11 protein-coding genes are annotated in these 19,655 nt (G+C 70.5%); 7 read left to right on the forward strand and 4 right to left on the reverse strand.

Features of this window, described 5'->3' with window-relative positions; genetic code table 11:
- The first annotated feature begins 18 nt into the window (after window positions 1-18).
- Genes IG04_RS48570 through IG04_RS43760 form a run of 5 tightly spaced genes read left to right on the forward strand, consistent with a single transcriptional unit; the run spans window position 19 to window position 8,346 of the window.
- A complete protein-coding gene (locus IG04_RS48570; RefSeq protein WP_030475703.1) occupies window positions 19-1,320 on the forward strand; it encodes an NsdA family TPR-like regulatory protein in 1,302 nt (433 codons plus the stop codon).
- Between the two features lie 36 nt (window positions 1,321-1,356).
- A complete protein-coding gene (locus tag IG04_RS0106910; protein WP_030475704.1) occupies window positions 1,357-2,313 on the forward strand; it encodes an AAA family ATPase in 957 nt (318 codons plus the stop codon).
- A complete protein-coding gene (locus tag IG04_RS0106915; protein WP_030475705.1) occupies window positions 2,310-3,491 on the forward strand; it encodes a DUF58 domain-containing protein in 1,182 nt (393 codons plus the stop codon). Before IG04_RS0106910 ends, IG04_RS0106915 begins: the two co-directional genes overlap by 4 nt.
- Window positions 3,488-5,722, forward strand: coding sequence for a transglutaminase TgpA family protein (locus tag IG04_RS0106920; RefSeq protein ID WP_030475706.1), 2,235 nt, complete (start codon window positions 3,488-3,490; stop codon window positions 5,720-5,722). The genes IG04_RS0106915 and IG04_RS0106920 overlap by 4 nt, the downstream gene beginning before the upstream one ends.
- Window positions 5,723-5,742: 20 nt before the next feature.
- Entirely contained in the window at window positions 5,743-8,346 is a 2,604-nt protein-coding gene (locus tag IG04_RS43760) for a PKD domain-containing protein (RefSeq protein WP_051769062.1), read from the forward strand.
- A 5-nt stretch (window positions 8,347-8,351) separates the two neighbouring features.
- Here IG04_RS43760 and IG04_RS43765 read toward each other — a convergent pair whose 3' ends face one another.
- Complete coding sequence (locus IG04_RS43765; protein ID WP_051769064.1) at window positions 8,352-9,737, reverse strand: toll/interleukin-1 receptor domain-containing protein; 1,386 nt, start codon at window positions 9,735-9,737, stop codon at window positions 8,352-8,354.
- A 543-nt stretch (window positions 9,738-10,280) separates the two neighbouring features.
- Between IG04_RS43765 and IG04_RS0106935 the strand changes: the two genes are divergently transcribed.
- Window positions 10,281-10,523: a hypothetical protein gene (locus IG04_RS0106935; protein WP_144065607.1), complete on the forward strand. Its 243-nt coding sequence runs from the start codon at window positions 10,281-10,283 to the stop codon at window positions 10,521-10,523.
- Window positions 10,517-12,211: an HEXXH motif domain-containing protein gene (locus IG04_RS0106940; RefSeq protein WP_030475710.1), complete on the forward strand. Its 1,695-nt coding sequence runs from the start codon at window positions 10,517-10,519 to the stop codon at window positions 12,209-12,211. Before IG04_RS0106935 ends, IG04_RS0106940 begins: the two co-directional genes overlap by 7 nt.
- Before the next feature lie 4 nt (window positions 12,212-12,215).
- Here IG04_RS0106940 and fxsT read toward each other — a convergent pair whose 3' ends face one another.
- Genes fxsT through IG04_RS43770 form a run of 3 tightly spaced genes read right to left on the reverse strand, consistent with a single transcriptional unit; the run spans window position 12,216 to window position 19,608 of the window.
- Window positions 12,216-16,454, reverse strand: coding sequence for an FxSxx-COOH system tetratricopeptide repeat protein (gene fxsT, locus IG04_RS0106945; RefSeq protein WP_036013968.1), 4,239 nt, complete (start codon window positions 16,452-16,454; stop codon window positions 12,216-12,218).
- Window positions 16,451-17,485: an AAA family ATPase gene (locus IG04_RS0106950; protein ID WP_030475712.1), complete on the reverse strand. Its 1,035-nt coding sequence runs from the start codon at window positions 17,483-17,485 to the stop codon at window positions 16,451-16,453. The genes fxsT and IG04_RS0106950 overlap by 4 nt, the downstream gene beginning before the upstream one ends.
- Window positions 17,482-19,608: a VMAP-C domain-containing protein gene (locus IG04_RS43770; protein ID WP_051769067.1), complete on the reverse strand. Its 2,127-nt coding sequence runs from the start codon at window positions 19,606-19,608 to the stop codon at window positions 17,482-17,484. The genes IG04_RS0106950 and IG04_RS43770 overlap by 4 nt, the downstream gene beginning before the upstream one ends.
- Between the last annotated feature and the right edge of the window lie 47 nt (window positions 19,609-19,655).

A 19,655-nucleotide genomic window follows, 5' to 3' on the forward strand; every position in this document is an offset into this window, starting at 1 on the left:
GGTCGAGGGCGGGGACGAATGGCTGAGCAGTCGGATGTCTTTGGAGTGGAGCTGCGGCGCTTACGCACCGCGGCGGGCCTGTCGCTGGCGGCGCTGGCGCAGCAGGTCCACTACAGCAAGGGCTATCTGGGCAAGATCGAGACTGGCTTCAAACAACCAGGTGTTGATCTGGCCCGGCGCTGCGACGCGGTTCTCGGAGCCGGTGGACGTCTGGCAGCCCTGGTGGACCAGCCCGCCCCCGCGAGCCCGCTCGCTGCCGTCGCGGCCGACGGCGACGGCGAAGTGTGGGTGATGAGCATGGCTCCGGACGGGTCGAGCTGGATGGTTCCGATGCCTCGGCGCGAGGCGATCGCGACGGGCGCCGCCTCGTTGCTCGGGCTGACGCTCGGGGCTCCCCGCGCCGCCTCCGCGAGCGCGGCCCACGACGGCACGCTGGCGGCGTTCCGCTCGTTGTTCACCGAGGTCAGGAAACTGGGGCAGACGACGAGCCCGAGTGTGGTGCTGCCGATGGTGACGGTGCACACCCACACGTTGCGCGGCATGGCCAACGGCGCGCCCACACCCGTTCGCGAGCAGCTGCTGGGGCTTGCCGCCCGCTACAGCGAGTACGCCGGGTGGATGGCCCAGGAGGCCGGTGACGACAGGGCGGCGATGTGGTGGACCCGCAACGCCGTCGAGATGGGCGCCGCGGCCGGTGACACCGAGATGGCCACGTACTCGCTGATCAGGCAGGCGTTGATCACGCTCTACCGCGAGGACGCCGCCGGCACCGTCGACCTCGCCCAGCAGGCGCAGGCCGTACCGGGCACCTCCCCCCGCGTCCAGGGGCTCGCCGCGTTGCGCGAAGCCCAGGGCCACGCGCTGGCCTGCGACTACGACCAGTGCAGGCGGGCGCTCGATCGTGCCGCCGTCCTGCTCGCCAGGGCGGACACCGCCGACGGCATGGTCATGGGCTCGGCCTCGGTCAGCGGCGCCGACCTGATCAGCCTCGTCGAGGCCTGGTGCCTGCACGACCTCGGCCAGTCCCGCCAGGCGGCGGACGTCTTCGACCGCCAGCTGGCCCTGGTGCCGGACAGCGCCCACCGCACCCACGCGCGCTTCGGCGCCCGCCGGGCCCTCGCCTACGCCTCCGCCGGCGACATCGACCACGCGAGCGCGCTGACCGCGAAGGTCCTCGACGCCGCCGACCTGGTCGACTCGGCCACCGTGCGCCAGGACCTCAAGCAACTGGCCCGCCTCCTCGGCCGCGAACGCAGGCATGCCGCGGTCAGCGAGGTCTACCCCCGCCTCAACACGGCGTTGCGCAGTCAGCTCCACTGACGATTCACCGAACACCAGCACGATGGGGGCGTCGAAGTGTCCGATGCGGCGATTTTCCAGCGCAGGTTCGAGGCGCTGGCCGCGAACGTCGAGGACTTCATCCGGGGCAAGCCCGAGGTGGTCAGGCTGGCACTCGTGTGCCTGCTCGCCGAGGGACACCTGCTGATCGAGGACGTACCGGGCGTGGCGAAGACCTCGCTCGCCAAGGCGATCGCGCGTTCGATCGCGGGCGCGGAGGTGAAGCGGATCCAGTTCACCCCCGACCTGCTCCCGTCCGACGTGACCGGCGTGCAGGTGTACGACCAGGGCCGCTCGCGCTTCGAGTTCCGCCAGGGCCCCGTCTTCACCCACATCCTGCTGGGCGACGAGATCAACCGCGCCTCCCCCAAGACCCAGTCGGCACTGCTGGAGGTCATGGCCGAGGGCCAGGTGACCGTCGACGGCCGCCCGATCCCCGTGCCCTACCCGTTCCTGTGCATCGCCACCCAGAACCCGGTCGAGCACCAGGGCACCTACGCCCTGCCGGAAGCGCAGCTGGACAGGTTCATGATGCGCATCAGCATCGGCTATCCCGAGAACCTGGCCGACGAGATCAGCATCCTGTCCTACGGCGTCACCCGCCGCCGCCCGGACGAGCTCAAGTCCGTGATGGAGCTCGACGACCTCCGCCTGATGATCCGAGCCGTCCGCGAACAGCGCGTGGCCGACGACCTCCGCGAGTACGTCGCCCGCCTGGTCCGCGCCACCCGCGTCCACCCGGACGTCGAACTGGGCGTGAGCCCGCGCGGCGGCATCGCCATGATCACCGCCGCGCAGGCCTACGCGCTGGCCGCCGGCCGTCCGTACGTGACGGCGGACGACGTGAAGGCCGTGGCCGTCCCGGTGCTCAACCACCGCCTGCTGCTCACCCCGGAAGCCCGCATCCAGCAACGCACCCCGCAGTCGGTGCTCGGCGACGTCCTGGCGGCCGCGCCGGTGCCGGCGGGCCGATGAACGCTGTGCTGACCAGATCGAGGCTGATCGGCACGAGGCTGACGACGACCGGCGTCTGGATGGCGATCGCCGCCGTGTGCCTGGTCCTCGCCGGCGCGTGGGCGGACTACCCGGAACTCGTGACGCTCGGCCTCGCCGCGGCGGGCACCCTGCTGGTCGGCGCTCTCTGGCTGGTGGCGACGCCGAAGCTCACGGTCGTGCGGGAGATCCAGCCGCGCCGCGTGTTCGAGGGCGACGCCGCCCAGGGCGCGTTGACCGTGGTGAACGTCGGCCGCCGCCGCACCCCTCCCCTGATGGTCACCGAAACGGTCGCCGGGCACCACACCGTCGTGCCGGTGCCCGCGCTGGCCGCCGGCAGCGAGTGCACGGTGGGCTACCCGCTCCCGGTCACCCGGCGCGGCCGCTACGTGATCCCTCCGGTGCGGCTGGGGCACTCCGACCCGTTGCGACTGGTGCAGCGAGGCCGCGCGAGCGGTGGCGAGCACGTGGTGCACGTCCTGCCCCGAGTACACGCCCTCGCCCTCGTCGTGGCAGGTGGTCCGCAGGACGCGGAAGGACCGACGGTGAGCAGCGCTCCGCTCGGCGGGGCGGCGTTCCACGGCCTGCGGGAGTACGAGCCCGGCGACGACTGGCGCCGCATCCACTGGGGCGCAACGGCTCGGACCGGCACCGTCATGACACGGCACGTCGTCGTACCCGACGAACCGCGCCAGCTGATCGTGTTCGACACGAGTGCCGTCCCCTATCCGACCCCGTCGATGTTCGAGCACGCCGTGCGCGTCGCCGCGTCGTTCTGCGTCGCGGCCGAGCGCGCCGGTCTGCCGTTCCAGCTGCGCACCACCGTTGGCGCACAACGGGAATCCGGGAGCACGGCGCTGGAGTTCCTGTCCACTGTGGCCAGATCGGCTGACGACCGGGGTCTCGCCGGGATGCTCGAACTGCTGCGGGACGTGGTCTCCAGCACTCAGGGCGTCGCGCTGACCGTGGTCACCGGCCGGGCCGACAACGCGGCCGCGGAGCTGTTCGCGCTGGTGCGTCCCAAGTTCCTGTCGGTGGGCCTCGCCCAGCTGATCGCCTCCGAGTCCGGCGCGATCTCGCGGCCACGAGGTGTGCTGGCGGCCGCCGGGCAGAGCAGCGAGCAGTTCGCCACCAACTGGAACCGGCTGGTGCAGCGATGAGGTGGCGGACACTCGCCGACCGGCTACCCGGCGCGGCTCTGGCCGAAGTGCCGTCGGCGATCGTCGCGGCAGCGGCGGGAGCCCTGGTGTACAACGGGTTCTTCTCGACCGCGGATCACCTTCGCGTGCTGGGCCTCGCGTGTCTGGTCGGCGGGGTGACGGCCGCGCTGGGGCACCGGCGAGCGTGGTCCACCGCGCTGCTGGGCGTCCTGGGACTGGCTTTGGTCATCGTCGTCGGTGTGTTCGGCGGCGAGCGTTCGGCTGTTCTCGGCGGCGTGCGCGGCAGCTGGAACCGGCTCCTCACCGCGGCCGTGCCCGCAGACCCGTGGGCGGAACTGCTGGTGGTGCCGACGCTGGTGATGTGGGCGGCGACGTTCTCGGCGGTCCTGCTCGTCCTGCGGACGAGACACGTGCTGGTACCGCTGGTCCCGCTGCTGGCGGGCTTCCTGTTCGCGGTGTTCGTGGTCGGCAACCAGGCCGGTGCCCACGCGACCGCCACCGTCGTGTTCCTGGCGGCCGCTCTGGTCCTGATCGCGATCCGCGCCCACCTGGGCACCGGCAGCGGCGTACGCGTCGAACGGCAGTCGTCGAGGCCGGTTGTCGCTTCCGTCGTCGTGGCCCTGATGATCGGCGCCGCCGCGCTGTTCGGTGTGGTGGGCGGGCAGGTCTCGCCCCTGGCGACAGGTCAGCACCGCTTCGACGTCCGCGACGTGCTCGCGCCACCGGTCACGAGCACCGACACGCTCACCCCGCTGGCACAGGTCAAGAGGCAGCTCTCCGAGGACCCTCCTCGAACGTTGTTCACCGTGCGGCTCGAGAACGACTCCACCTCGCAGGTCGATCGGGTGCGCACGGCCGCTCTGGACGCGTTCGACGGCACCACCTGGACGTCGAACGGCACCTACCGCGTCGCCGGAAGCCGTCTCACCTCCGACCCCGAACTGATCGGCGGCAAGGCGGTGACGGCGCACGTCGAACTGAAGGAGTACACCGGCCCGTACCTGCCGGTCGTCGGCTGGCCGTCCCGGCTGGCCGGGACCGGCGAGACCAGGGGCGGGTTCGGGTTCGATCCGGACTCCGGCGTGCTGGTCGGCACCGAACCCACGGCGCGGGGACTCGCCTACGACGTGACGGGCGACGTCAGCAAGCGGGATCTGCTCCTGTCCCGCGCCGACACGGCGGGGCACGGCACAGCCCCGCTCCCGCCCGGTATGCCGGAGAACCTGCGGGCGCTGGCCCCGCAGTTCACCGGCAACCCGTACGACCGGCTCGTGGCCCTCGAGACGTATCTGCAGGCCGCGTTCTACCGGCCGGACCGGGCGCCTGGTCATTCCTATGCCGCCATCGACCGGCTGCTGACTCCCGGAGGCGGGTACGGCGGCTACTCGGAGCAGACCGCCTCGGCGTTCACGGTGCTCGCCAGGTTCTGGGGATTCCCGGCCAGGGTCGCGGTCGGTTATCGCCTCAGCAACCTGAGCGGGGAGGTCTACCAGGTCACCACCGCGGACGCCCACGCGTGGTCGGAGGTGCACTTCGCGGGCTACGGCTGGGTCGCTTTCGACCCCAGCCAACAGATCGGGACACTGCCGGCCGCACCTCAGGAAGTTCCTCGGGTGGTACCTCCGAAACCCGCCCCGCCGAGCACCGTGCCGGCCGGCACCGCGCCGGCGGACAGCTCGAACACCGCGTCGCAGCCCACCGAGGCCGCGGGCGAACGGGGACTCGGCTGGAAGAACGTCCTGCGCGGCAGCGTGGTACTCATCCCGGTCGTGGTGCTGCTCGTGGTGGTCGCGGCCGGGGCGGTGGTGGCCGGCAAAGCCGTCCGTCGCGGACGCCGGCGCCGCGACCCGGACCACGCGGCACAGGTGCTCGGCGCGTGGCGGGAACAGCTGGACCGGCTGGCCGAACGCGGGATCTCGACGCCTGTCTCGCTCACCTTCCACGAGGTGGCCGACTACGTACGCGGTCGTATAGGCGACGCGGCGGTCTCCGTCGAAAAGGCCGCTGAACTGGCGACCACGGCGATCTACGCGCCGGAGCACGTCGATCAGGCCGGGGCCGACCGGGCCTGGGAACTCCTGGCACGGCTGAACACCGAGCTCTACCCGCGACGGATGTCGGCGGCACGGCTGCGCGCGGCGCTCGACCCGCGTCCGTTGTGGACTGAATGGGGTGCCGCGCGGCGACGGCGGCAAGCTGGGGAGGATCTGGAAATGGGGCGGTACCGATGAAATCGAGGCGCACTCGGGCAGTGACCGCGCTCGTCACCGTGACCGCCTCGATCGCGGCGGCCGTGCTGGTGGTGGGACCGGGATATCAGACCTCGCAGGCACGGATGCGTTCCGGCTCGATCTGGCTCGCGTCCGCCCCGACCGGGGAGGCGACCCTTCTGGACGGCGTGTCGGCCGAGGTGAAGACCCAGGTACCGGTCGTGCGGGCAGGCGCGGGGATGGCCGTGGTCCAGCGGGACAGCGCGGCCGTGGTCCTCAACAGGGAGACCGGCGAGCTGAGCCGCGTCGACGGCGCCACCGAGAAGGTCTCCCCGCCCGTCGAGGTCCTCCCCGCGGGCGACGGGCTGGACGTGCTGTCCGGAGCCCGCGGGCTGTACGCACTGGACATCCACAGTGGACTTGTCGCCTCGGTCGACCCCGAGACGCTGAAGCCCAGGGGTGAGCCGGAGCGGCTGGCGGCGGGGATCAGGCCGGACAGCGCCGTCGTGGACGGACGGGGAAGCCTGTGGGCGATCGACGACACGACCGGCGACGTGGTCTGGCTGGACGAGATCCGGCGACGGACCCGTTCCGGGGCGAAGGAGAACGGACGCCTCACGATCACCAGCGGCCGTCCCGCACTGGTGGACCCCGACCGCGGCACGGCTGAGCTGATCGCCCCCGAGACCGGCAGGGTCGAGAAGTCCCTGCACCCGCAACTGCAAGCGGGCGATGCCGTAGTGGTCGGGGGGTCCGTCAGCGAGGCGAGGGTGCTGATCGCGGCCGCCGGCCGGGGCGAGCTGGTCACGTGCACGTTCGAGACCGGCTCCTGTGCCGCGCCCGTGCCGGTCGGTGCCGCGGGTGCCGAGTTCGGGACACCGATCGAGGTCGACGGTCACGCCGTCGTGCCCGACTACTCCACGGGCCAGGCGACGATCGTGAACCTCGCTACCTCACGCGTGGTCGCTCAGCGTCAGCTCTTCGACCAGCCGACCCGGTTCGAACTGCTGGCCCACGACGGCATCGTCTTCTTCAACGACGCGAACGGCGACAAGGCCGGGGTGCTGGAGTTGTCCGGCGACATCCGGGCCATCACCAAGTACACGGAGAAGCCGGCCGACGACGAGGCGCCGCTCACGCAGAACACCCCGGCTCAGCCGAACCAGGTGGCGAAGGCAGGCCAGGACAAGCCGGCGTCGGACGCGGGCGTCTCCGGGCGCACGGTTCAGCCGTCGCGCGTCGAACCCGGACCGGGACCGGTCTCCGGCGCGTCCATCGTGGTCGAGCCGGGCAACCAGGGTGTCGTCGGCGACGAGTTCGAGCTGACCATGGTGGTGCCGTCGTCGCCCGGCGCCGCCACCGTCTGGCAGTTCGGCGACGGGACCGGCGCCACCGGCGGCACCGTCCGCCACAGCTGGCAGCAGGCGGGGACGTTCACCGTCCGCGCCGCCAGCACGTTCCGCGACGGAGCGCGGGCGGAGGCGGAGACCACGGTGATCGTGGATCCGCGGGGAACTCCGCCGCGCATCACCGCGCTCAACGTCCGGCGCCCCAGGCCCGTGCTCGGCGAGCCGGTGCGGTTCAGCGCCGACACCACCGCGGTGCCGGACGGCTGGGCGTGGACCGTCACCAAGCCGGGCAGCGCGACACCCGTGGCGACCTCCCGGACAGCGGAGTTCACCCACGCCTTCACCGCGACCGGCACCTACACCGTCTCGCTCATGATCACCGCGGACGGGCGGACGGCGGAGTCCTCCCGGCAGTTCAGGGTCGTTCGCGGTGCCGTGAAGGGATGGGGTCACAGCTACACGGACACGCTGAACATTCCGCCGACCGCTTCGAGCGGAGTGGTCGCGATCAGCACGACAGGCGGGCACGTGCTGGCCCTGAAGAGTGACGGCTCCGTCATCGCCTGGGGTGACGGCTACAAGTTCGGGTTGACGACCATACCTCCGGAAGCCACCAGCGGAGTGGTCGCGATCGCCATCGGCGGTCTCGCCAACTACGTGCTGAAAGACGACGGCTCTGTCTTCGGGTGGGGCGATCGCTCAATGGGTCAGCTGGACCTGCCGCCGGAGGTGAGCAGCGACGTGGTCGCGATCGCGAGCGGGGGCTACAACATGCTGGCCCTGAAGAAGGACGGCAGCGTGATCGCCTGGGGCGGCCCCAACCTGCGGGGTGAACTGGACGTACCGCAGGCGGCGAAGAGCGGTGTGGTCGCCATCGAAGCCTCGACCGGCAACGGCATCGCGGTGAAGGCGGACGGTTCGGTCATCGTCTGGGGAGACGACTGCTGGGAGAACAACGGACCCACCAACTGCCAGGACGGGGCACCCACCACGGGTGCGGTCTCCGTGGCTGCCAACGGCTCCAACTTCGTGGCGCTCATGAAGGACCGATCGGTCTACTTCTGGGGCCCGCCCGGACAAGGTCGGTACTACGTCCCACCACCGCCCATGAGCGACGTCATCGCGGTCAGCAGCCAGGATTCGCACGCCCTGGCGCTGAAGGCGGACGGCTCCGTGCTCGGCTGGGGCTGGAACGACAGGGGTCAGGCCACGGTGCCACCAGAGTACAACAGGGGCGTGACGGCGATCGCCACGACCGGGGGTGCCAGCTTCGTGATCGTGGAGGGGGACGACTGACCCCGTCAGCGGTAACGGGCTCGGGTGGCCTGGCGCAGTTCACGCCAGGCCGCCGCCACCCGTGCGGTGTCGCCGTCGAACGCACCGGACCGCAGCAACGCGGACTCGGCGTCCAGACGGGACGCGTTGCGCTGGTAGATGACGGAGTCGTCGTGCTCGAGCCGCACGGCGAACTCCCCCAGCGACGAGAACGGCGCGTCGTGCAGTTCCAGCAGGCTGCGCAGGAACTCGTAGTCGGCGAACGCCCAGTCGAACGCGCTGCCGTCCACGACGTTGAAGAACACCCTGTTCAGCACCTGGCGCAGTTGCACACTCAGGGCCTGATGGGGAGGCATGCCTCCCCAGGTGGGAAGTCCCGCCGCGTGGCGCGGGTCGACCACGTTGCGCAGCGCCAATGCCCGCAGTGCGGGGGTCGTGCGTCCGTCGGCGTCGGTGCCCGAGGTTCGGCACAACGTGCGATGCACGAGGTCCTCACGGCCGGCTGACACCGCCGCGACACCGATGACGTAGACCAGCAACAACGCCGGGTACGCCGCTGCGTTGGTCCACACGTCGTGCGTGCCGCGGTGCCTCGGCACAGGGCGCAGAAAGCGTTCCACGAGTGCGGCCCACAGCTCGTCGTGCCGCTGGTCGCCGGAGCGCACACCAATGGCGACCAGGCGCAGCAACGGCGCCATGTCGTGCTCATAGGCGGTGAGCCGCTTCTCCAGCGCGGCGGGAAGATCGGCCTCGTCCAGGTGCCCGGAGGTGGGGTACCGCGCCTCCGTGAGCAGTTCCAGCGCCGCCGTGGCCGCCGCCTGGACGCGTTCGTACACCGACAGGCCCAGCGGCTCGGACAGGGCCTGGCGGAACTCGGTGATCGGGCTGCGCAGTTCACCCTCGGCCGGGCGGCCGGGGCGTGGGCCGGACGACGAGCGCGGTGCGACGAGTTCCGGGACCAGTTCGACCAGTTCGTCGACCAGGCGGGGCAGGTCCAGGTCGTCGCTGCGGTGGTGGATGCGCAGGTACTGGCAGCGGGCCACGCGCTGCAGCGCGTCGGGCAGGTCGGCCTCTCGCAGCGGGTCGATGCCGTCCATCAGCACCGGGATGACCCGCAGGCCGCAGTCGAAGGCCTCAAGGATCTCGCGGCGCACCCAGTCGTCGGGCTTGTCGAGGCGGCGGACGCCCTCGCGGTCCACGGCGTTCACCCAGCGGGGGCCGATGAGGGCCAGCAGCACCTCGCACCGGCGCAGACCGCTCAGGATCTCGCGGGAGAAGTCCTCGCCGAGCCGGATCGACTGGCTCGCGTAGAAGACCTGGTCGCCTCCGAAGCGCGCGCTCAACTCCCGCTTGACCAGGGCAGCAGCCCATTCACCGTCACCGGTGCGGTAGTTGACGAACACGCCAGGCATCGCCCAACCCTCTCACGTGAGGCTGTGACGAGAAGATTACTGACCGGCTCCAAAGCGGTTTGCCACCCGGCGCTCTTAGCGGGCCTGTTGACACGTTCCTCCAGTGCCGCGAACCACTCGCGGCCCTGTGTGCCGCAGTCGTCGCGGATCTCGTGTTTGAGGTCGGAGGTGTTGGCCAGGGCGTACGACTCGGCGACGCACCGGCCCGCGTCGCCCACCGCCCGCGCGGAGCGTCACACCCCGGCCACGGCGCTCGGCCGCCGGGAAAGCACCTGGCCCGCAACGGGTTCGGCGGACATGACACCGCGGTATTCCGCTGTGGCGGGAATCCGTGTCCATGAATTGTCCATTTTGGCCTCCTACAAGGATTTCCGCTGGTCATGAGATCCTGGAGTGACCGAACATCACTCATCGTGCCGAAATTCCCCGTGGTGGCGCAGATGGAGCAGCACCCATGTACGCGAAAGGATCTCCCATACACCAGGCCGATTGGGCATGATGCAAGTGACATCGGTGTCACGGTCGGTAGTCGGGAGGGGACCCGTGGAAGAGGCTCCAGAGGTGAACTGCGCACTCGTCGACCTGACAGGCATCTGCCTCGACGAACTACGGCACACGACCGACGGGTCGGTGGCCGCGTCGGTCCGCGCGGTGCTGCTCGACGTCGCTGATCCGGGCGCCCGGGCGGCGCGGATGACCGACTCGGGCGGTGACAGCGTCTGTACCGGGAGCAGGATGCCCGAGCGGCGGGGCGAGCGGAAGCCGGTACCGCTGATCACGTGCTGACCCCGCACCGGCTGCCGCCTCGGTTCGTCGACCAGCTCGCCGGAGGCGGTGGTGATGACGCGGTCCTGACGGTGCTGAGCGACGGTCAGTTCAGCGCCCGGCTGGTCGCCCTGCGCGCTCTGCTGGACGAGGTCTCGGGCCGGTCGCTCCTGCTCGAGGTCGGCGAAGCGTGGGATCTGCTCGTCGAGGCACAGCGGAAGTCTCCTGGCCTCGTGCGGGAAACCCTGTTGCTGCCCCAGGTCGGCGTGTGGCTCACCGATGTGCTGAGAAGCCTGCGCGGGACCGTCGAGTCCGTGGCGCCGCTGTGGGTGGACGTCGGCCACCTGAGGTGCGTGGCCGTGGTCGCGGCCCACCTGAGCGATCTCGACTTCTCCCTCGACGTCCCGGTGAGCCGGGGTGTGATCTCGCTGCCCTCACTGGGTGTCGCGACCTTTCCGGAGGTGCGCACGTGGGCCGTCGCACGAGCGGAGCGCCGCGCGGGCGTGCTGTCCCTTTCCCTCGGAGCCCGCACGATTCGCGTCCCTGACGACGAGCACTGGCTGCCCGTGCGCCGGATCGGCGCCGGTGGCTTCACTCCCCTGCTCGACGACGTCGAGCCGCACCGCGACTACCGCGCCGCGACAGGACTTCACCGGTTGACCGACGTCGAGGTCTTGCACTGGGAACAACGGCTGCGGGAAGCGTGGCCGCTGCTGCGTGCCGAACACGCGGAGGCGCTGCGCGAACTGGTGAGCACGATGGTGCCGGTGCCGCCGAGGAACGGCGGCACTCCCTACAGCGGCTCGTCCGCGGACGCGTACGGGGCGGTGCTGATGTCGGTACCGCCCGACTCCTTCGCGTTCGCCGAGACGCTCACCCACGAGGTGCAGCACACGAAACTCGCCGCGCTCACGACCATCGAACCCCTTTGCACCGTGGGCGGAAGCGCGTACTGCTACGCCCCGTGGCGCGACGACCCGCGACCGGTGAGCGGGCTTTTCCAAGGGGTGTACGCCTTTCTCGGCGTGACCGACTTCTGGCGGGCGCACCGGGAGACGGACCCGTCGGAGCGAGCCGACTTCGAGTTCGCCTACTGGCGCGGGCAAACCCTGCACGCGGCCCGGTTTCTGCGCGGCTGCCGCGAGCTGACCGCGCTCGGGCGCCGCTTCGCCACGATCATGGCGGTGAGACTGGCGTCGTGGAGCCGGATCCGGGTCGGCGCCTCCGCCGCTCACACCGCGCGCGCCGCCGCCCAGGACCACCGCGCCACCTGGCTGGCCCGGCACCTGACACCGGAGCCCGCCGCCGTCGAGGGGCTCGCGGAAGACTGGCTGGCGGGGCGGCCACGCGGAAAACTGCCGGTCTCGGCACTGACGCCCAGGCCGGCGTCACCGTTGCCGCGCATGGAGTTGCGGCACCTGCTGCCGCGGACGCCGGCCGGCTTCCCGAGCGATGCCTTCACCGGTGCGACGGCCGCCGATCTCCGGCACCTGGCAGGCGACCAGGACGCCGCCGCGCGCCTCTACGCCGCCGACATCGCCGCGCACCCGGACGACGTGTCCGCGTGGATCGGCCTCGGGCTCGCCGATCCGTCGTCGCGGGCCCTGCTGCGGGTACCCGCCGTGGTCATGGCGGTGCACGCCGAGATCCTCCGCCGTACCGGCGAGTTCCCCGACCCACGCGTGCTCGCCGCGTGGGTCGGGAGGTGATCGCTCAGCCCGTCGGCAGTGCTTCCAGGTCGCAGTCCGCGCGGGTGCTGCTGGCGGCCGCGATGGTCGCCGGGTGGTTCTTGCCGAGTGCGCGGCGGAACCTGCTGATCACATCGATCTGGAGCGACTCGGCGTCCGCGGTGCGGCCTACTCCACGGAGGTCCAGGACGATGTTGGCGAGGCACGCCAGCGTCGACGGGTGGTCCTCACCCAGCACCCGCTGGGAGCGTTCGAGCACCCTCTGGTTGAGCGCGTAGGACTTCTCGAAGTCGCCGGACGCCGCATGGTCGCTCGCCCTGTTCGTGGCGCAGACGAGCGTGAACGGATGGTCGTAGCCCAGCGCGTCCTGCATCGTGACGAACGCGTCCTCGTTGAGCTCGGACGCCCTTTCGAGCTCTCCCATGAGCCTCACGGTCACCGCGAGGTTCGTCTTGGTCGCCAGCACGTACGGGTGGTACTCGCCGAGCGTCTCCGCGTACGCCGCGAGCACCTGCTCGCCGAGTGTCCTCGACTCGGTCAGCGCACCCGCCTGCCGCAGGTCCACCGCGAGGTTCAGCGACGCGGCCAGCGAACCGGGGTAGTTCTCGCCGTACCGCTTCACGTACCTGAGCACCGCTTCTTCCGAGAGGCGCAGCCCACCGGGGTGATCACCCGCCTTGCGCCGCGCGACGGCGAGGTTCTTGATGGCCCTCAACGTGTCCGGGTGGTCGTCGCCGAAGAGCCTGCGGTGTTTCGCCACCGCGGTCTCGAGCATGTCCCTGGCCTGGACGTACTCACCGCACTCACGGATGTCCAGGCACAGGTTGTTGAGCATCGAGAGCGTGAACCGGTGCTCGTCGCCGAGGATGCGTGCGCGGTGCTCCCAGGTCGCCTGGTCGATGTCACGGGCCTCGGCGAACCGCCCGACGAGCCGCAACGCGATCCCGAGGTTGTCCGCCGCGGCGAGGGAGAGCCCGTCCTCCTCGCCGTAGACCGCCTTCGCGGTGCGGTACGCGCCATCGCTGAGCTGCCAGGCCTTGGTGAACTCACCGAGTGCGCGCACGTCCTGAGCGACCATGTTGGCGAGCACGAGGGTGTTCTCGGACTCCTCACCGAGGTTCTCCCGCGCCACCGCGTACGCGCGCTCGTCAACGGCGAGCGCTTCGGTGTAGCGGCCCAGCGCGCGCAGGCAGACGCCGACCTGTTTCGCCGTCGACAGCGTGTCCGGCTTCTCCTCACCGAACCGCTCACTCCAGTAGGCGAGCAGTTCGCGCCCGTAGTCCAGACCGCCCTGGTCGTCGCCCCACGCGGCGAGGAACACGGCACTGTGCAGGGCGGTGCGCCGGACCCACGGGTCGTCGCATTCCTGCATCTTCGACGCACGCACGTGCGGCAGGAGTTCGATGTACTTGACCCAGTTGTTCTGGGTGGCGGGACCACGTGGGTCGTCCGTGGCGAGCAGCACGTGGGCGGCATGGCGCATCTGCGCGCGTTCCTGCGGTGTCATGCGGTCGAACAACGCGCCCTGCACCAGCCTGTGCAGCAGGATCGTGCCCTTGCTCTGGTCGATCTGCGCCAGGCTGTACTTGTTGATCTGCCGCATCGCCTTGCCGAGCAGCAACGGGTCGCGCAGCGCCTCGCCGAGCTCGTCCGGCACCGGGATTCCCTGCAGCTCGATGAAGAGGCTGCGGCTGATCGGCTCGGGAGCGAAGAACGCGCACACCTGCAGCAGCTGCAGTGCCGCCGGGTTCTCCACGCTCAGGCGGTCGAACGACACGTTCCACGCGGCGGCGACCGGCACGTGGTAGTCCACGGGCAATCCGGCTTCGAGCAGTTCCGCGCGTTTGCGCGCGAAGAGCGAGAGGTACTCGCCGGCGTTCATGCCGGTCTCCCGCAGCCACGACGCCGCCTGTTCGATCGCGAGGGGCAGGTCGCCGAGCACGTCGGCGACCTGTTCCGCGTCGGCGTCGGTCAAACCCTGGTTGCGCCGTTGCAGGAGCTGTTTGCTCTCGGATCGGCTGAAGAGGTCGACCTCGACCGTCTGCGCGACGCTCGACCAATGCGTGTTCCGTGAAGTCACCAGGATGTGTCCTGAACCGCCGGTGGGGAAGAATGGTCGGACGTCCTCGGGTTTGTCCGCGTTGTCGAACACCAGCAACCAGCGCCGATAGGGATGTCCGCGCCGCAATGATTCCCGTACCGCCGCAATGACGGAGTTGACCGCGCCGGTGTTGGGGATTCCGAGCTGTGCGGCCAGCTCCACGAAAACCGAACGGATGTGCGTGGGGTCTTCCGAGGGAATCCACCAGACGACGTCGTAGTCGTCCGCGTGCAGATACGCGTACTCGACCGCGACCTGCGATTTCCCGATGCCGCCGAGTCCGTACAGCGCTTCGGGGAGCACCGCGGTCGGGAACGCGTCACCGGAGGTCAGGCGGGTGTGCAGGGCCGCCAGCATGGCCGTTCGCCCGGTGAAGTTGAAGTTGCGCGGAGGGACGGACCACGCGCGTGGCGCGTCACCTTGCTGACTCAGGATCGTGGACGAGGCCTCATCTCGTACCGTCACTGTCCCTCCTGGGTCAGCTGCATTGATTGGCAATATTTGTGAGGGAGATTCCTCTTCGGCGGGAGCAGACACGCGCGCGATTGAATCAGCGGACTCGGTCTCCGGTTCGACCCGGTCGGCCGTGAGATCCGTGATCATCGTCCTGATACGGTTGGACCGTTTGGCGTAGGGCCCGCTCATCGCACGAAAGATCACCTGTTGCAGGCGCAGATGAGGGAGACTTTCCGGAGTTGCGTCCGAAATGGCGGAGTCCGGATCGTCGAGTGCTTCCTTGAGGTCACGAGTCGCCTCGCTTTTCGGGAGCAGGTCGGCCACCGTGCGCAGAACGCGGGCCGTGTCGGCGCGCGAGCAGGTGGAGAGCAATTCCTGGCGCAGTCCGTCCCTGAACTCGTAGGTGCCGGGCGAAGAAGTTTCCTCGTCGCGTTCGATGAGGCCGCCGAGCAGCACCTCGGCCAGGTGCGAGAGCTTCGTGCTGGGCAGCACGGTCTGGCGCACGGCGCTCATCACCGGCAGCTTCAATGGGACCGGGGTGGCGGCGAGCAGGCCCGCGAGGGCGAACGCCGGTGGGGAGGCGATGGTGCGGAAGCGGCTCACCCGGTCGGCTGGGCTCAGGTGCGGCAGCGGGTCGACCTCGAAGGTGCTCTCCTTGGCACTCGGGTCGGCGAACAACGTGGTGAGGCGTACGGCGGGGCCGTCGCCGGTGACCAGCCGGGTCCAGTGGCCGAGCCAGTCCGGGCGCAGCTCCAGGACGGGCACGGGCACGGCGGTGTCCGGTGGTCGTTCGTCGGAGGGGTCGGCGAGGCGGTAGCGGATGCGGGCGTTCGGCGCGCCCGCGTCGGGCATCCGCAGCTGCACCCTCGTCGTCACGAGGCCGGTCCAGCTCCACAGTTCGTGCGGGAGCAGGTGCACCACGGACACGTGGATCGAACGGCCCCAGTAGCCGATGACGCGGTCCGCCGCGCCGGTGTGCCACGCCCTGCCGACGCCGTCCGTCACCACGAGCACGAGGCGGCCCCCGGACGGGTCGAGCAGTTCCGCCGGGCCGCGGGAGGGGCCGTCCGGGGCGCCGACGCGTACCAGCAGGTCGCCGGAGCTCTCCTGGTCGAAGTCGACGAAGTAGAGGCGGACGGTGCGGAAAGCGCCCTGCGTTTCCAGCACCGCGCGGAAGTCCGCGATCTCGCGCTGCCAGATCTCCAGCGACGCCGTGTCCACGACGAGCGCGATCTCGAACGGCCGGGTGAGCGCGGGGAGGAAGGCGGGCAGCCACACGCCGGTCTCGGCGACGCGGAGCGCGGTGGTCTCCTCGTCGAACTCCACCTCGTGGTCCGAGGGCACGAGCCGCGCCAGCGGTCGCAGTGCCCGGGAGATCGCGCGGGTGTGCGGCAGGTTCTCGGTGACCGGTCGTGCGGCGCCCGGTTCGTGCCGCGATGGCGTGCCGAGGACGAACTGCGGCGGAACGGCGTCCTTTGTGGACCTTGCGACTTCGGGGGGAACGTGCGGAGGTGTGGTGGACCGGAGGGCCGGTGGGACGTCCTCGGGAGGCGGAAGTGCCATCGGCAGAACAACGTGTTCTCGCTTCGGCGTGGCCGGCACCGCCGCCGGTCTCGCCACTTCTCTGCTCGCGTTCCACATCTGGCTCGCGAGCCACAGTGCGTCCGCCAGCTCTCTCGCGGTGAGGTCGCGCTCCGCCGCGCTCATTCGAACCCCGTCGTGGAAAGCCGGTGCCACAGGGCGTCGCGCAGGCGTTCCCACGCGACCCGGTCCGCGGTGAGCCCGCTCGACGACGCGAGCTGGATGGTGTTCAGCAGCTGGTCGATCGCGAGCCCGCCCTCGGACTCGCTGCGGCGCAGGAACTTCCGGATCAGTTCGGCGGAACCGCCCGACGCGTCGCGGAAGTGCGCCGCGACCATGCTCGCGAGCTGTTCCTCGTTCGGCGGCTGCATCTCCAGCTGCAGCGTCCTGCGCAGGAACGCCGGGGGGAACTCGCGTTCCCGGTTGCTGGTGAACACGATGAACGGGAAGGCGCGGCACACCACCCGTCCCTCGGTGATCTCCGCGCTGCCACCGGGATCCGCGGTGTGCACGACGACCTTCGGCGTCCGGCGTGCGACACGGGCGAGCTCGCGGATCAGGAACTCACCGTCCTCCAGCACCGCGAGCAGGTCGTGCGGCAGCGAGAGATCGGCCTTGTCCACCTCGTCCACCACCAGGACCCGCGGCAGCTCGTACGGCAGCAACGCCGTTCCCAACGGTCCCAGGTGGATGAAGTCGCCGATGTCCGTCGGCTCGTCGAGCACACCGCTCGCCCTGGCGCTGGAAGCGTGCACGCGGCCGATGGCGTCGTACTCGTAGAGGCCGTCCTGCCGGAGCTTGGTGCTCGACGTCACCGGCCACGTCAGGACCGGGCCCAGTGAGAGCTCCCTGGCCACCCGGAACGCGAGCGAGGTCTTGCCGGTGCCGGGCCCGCCGGTGACGAGCAACGGCCTGCGCAGCAGCAGGGCGGCGTTGACCATGTCGATCTCGTGCCGGTCCGCCGGGTAGGACGTGTCGGCGCCGGGCGCGCCGATCCGCCGGCTGTTCTCGTGCTCCCCACCGGCCGGCAGGGGCAGCGCGGGACCGCCCCGGAACACCCGCCACGGCGGCGGTTCCGGCAGGTCGGTGCGCAGGTCGACCTCGGCGCCCGGTTGCCCGGTGCCGGTGTAGATGTGCCAGTCTTCGGTCCGCGTCAAGGCGCGACCACCTCCTGCGGCAGGGGTTCCACCTGCCGGGCCGGGTCGTCCCACAGGACGCTGATGTGGCTGCCGGGGTGCACGTCACAGTCGTCGGCGTACTGGGCCTGGCCGCGCAGCTTCTTCACGTTCTCCAGCAGCTTGCCGAGCCCGCCGTCCGCCAGCAGGTCGTCGACGGCGGCGCGGAACGCCTTGCCGGCGCAGTCCTCCCGGTGCCAGATCAGCACGGGCACGCCCGTCTTGAGCGCGATCGCCACCTCCATCCTGCCGACGCTGTCGCGGGCGGACGGCGGGTCGGCGAGCACGAGCAGCACGACGTTCTCGGCGAGTGCGAGCTTGGCGCCGAGTTTCTGCAGGTGTCTGGGGCCGTCGAGCTGGCTGCGGTGCACCGCGTCGTCGATGGGACTGTCCCCTGCCTGGAGATGGCTCTGCAGGTGTGCCCATCGCCGCTTCCACCGGCGGTGTTTCGCCTTCTCCCTGCTCCGTTCCAGTGATCGCAGGGACACCAGGTAGTCGACCCCGATCGGGGTCGCCACCTCGTCGGAGAACGAGATCCACTGGTCGACAGGCAGGTTGAGCAGGTCTTTCGGCAGGATCATCTCGATCGAGACGCTGCTCGCGTTCTCCGCCCAGCCCTCGATCCGGCCGACCAGCTCGCCCACCCGCGCCCGCAGCTCGGCGAGGCTGCCGGTGTAGTCGCGGCCGCGCTGCGGGGTCCACGTCGCCGAGTTCACCTGCCACCACTCGGAGAGCAGGTAGCGGCCGGGTTCGACGCCGTGCGGCTGCAGCCGCAGCACCAGGGACGCCTCGGCGGGCGCGACCGTCTCCGTGGTCTCCACCGAGATCGACCCCCGCAACGCGAGCAGGTCCGCGTGCAGGCCCATGGCGCGAGCCTGATCCTCGGAGAACTGCCAGAGGCGCTGGGAGAGCACGTCTCCCGCGTGCAGCGCCAGGTGTTCGAGCAACGCGAGCGCGGGTGGGACGCCGTCGGGCCGTGCGTTCATCCGCTCCAGCCGATTCAGCACGTCGACGGTGTCGTGCCGGCCGGGCGGCAGGGGCGCGGCCTGGCTGCCCGACGCGACCCGGTAGCACTCGGCGAGCTGCGGGAAGTCGGTGTCGCGCAACAGTTCGGTGATCGTGCGGCGGTCCTCGTCACCGAAGAGCTCCAGCGTCGCCATGTCCTCGACGAGGCGGCTGATCTGGTGCAGTTCCTGGGCGTCAGGCTGCAACTGCCGGAGGGCCCGCAGCAACGTGCGCACGGCCCCCGGCCGGCGTCCGCAGGCGAGCACGATCGCGAAGACGTGCAGCCGGGCGTCGTCGAAGTCGGCGACCCGCAGCCGTGGTTCGAGCGGGTCCAGCGCGCTGTTGACCAGCTGCAGGCACAACCTCCGGCCCTCGACCCGCCCCATCAGCGGCATCCTGGCGATCAGCTCGGCCAGGACGCCGAGGGACTCACCGCCGCCGGCCACCGCCCCGTCGTCGATCTCGGCCGGTGCCGTGGGTGCCACCGGAGCCGGTGCGGGCGCGGCCGTGGCGTGCATCGACTCGGCCGACAGCCGGATCCACGCCGACGTCCTGGTCTCCTTGACCGCGACCTCGATCTCCCGGTACGCGAGCGGCTCGGCCGCCGGGTCGTGCCACAGCACTTCCTCGTAGAACGCCCTCGACACGATCACCGCGAGCACCGCGGACGAGCCGGCCAGCGCGGACTTGAGGGGGTCTGCCTCCAGCAACCGGAACGTGAGGTTCACGCAGTCGCCGACCGCGCCCTTGGCGTTGAACGTGACCTCACCGAAGTGCAGCGCGATCCGCAACCGGATGCGCGCCTCCTGGGTGACCGTGGCGTTGTAGCGCAGCAGGTTCGCGATCAGCCGGCGGAGCAGGAACTCGGACAGCACCTGTTTGGGCACCTCGGGGGTGAACAGGAACATCGCGCCGTCGCCGCGGTCCTCCTGGTGCCAGGAGTGCTCCTCGATGTTGCTTTCGCGCAGCGCGGCGTGCAGCGCGTCGTAGAGTCCGCCGTGGGCGACGAGCTTGTGGTGGTTGGTCCGGCTGGGGTCGCTGAACTTCTCCACGTCGACAGCCAGCACGGCCCGCGGCTCGGCGCGTGGTGTCTGTTCCACGGGTTCTCCCTACCGGCATGGGCGGTGGTCCATTATCCGGAGTTGAT

It is taken from the genome of Lentzea albidocapillata (genome assembly GCF_000719115.1).
Lineage (GTDB): Bacteria > Actinomycetota > Actinomycetes > Mycobacteriales > Pseudonocardiaceae > Lentzea > Lentzea albidocapillata.

Coding starts and splice junctions, on each gene's coding strand:
- IG04_RS0106915 (WP_030475705.1), top strand. CDS start 2,310: ATGAACGCTGTGCTGACCAGATCGAGGCTGATCGGCACGAGGCTGACG.
- IG04_RS48570 (WP_030475703.1), top strand. CDS start 19: ATGGCTGAGCAGTCGGATGTCTTTGGAGTGGAGCTGCGGCGCTTACGC.
- IG04_RS43765 (WP_051769064.1), bottom strand. CDS start 9,737: ATGCCTGGCGTGTTCGTCAACTACCGCACCGGTGACGGTGAATGGGCT.
- IG04_RS0106920 (WP_030475706.1), top strand. CDS start 3,488: ATGAGGTGGCGGACACTCGCCGACCGGCTACCCGGCGCGGCTCTGGCC.
- fxsT (WP_036013968.1), bottom strand. CDS start 16,454: ATGAGCGCGGCGGAGCGCGACCTCACCGCGAGAGAGCTGGCGGACGCA.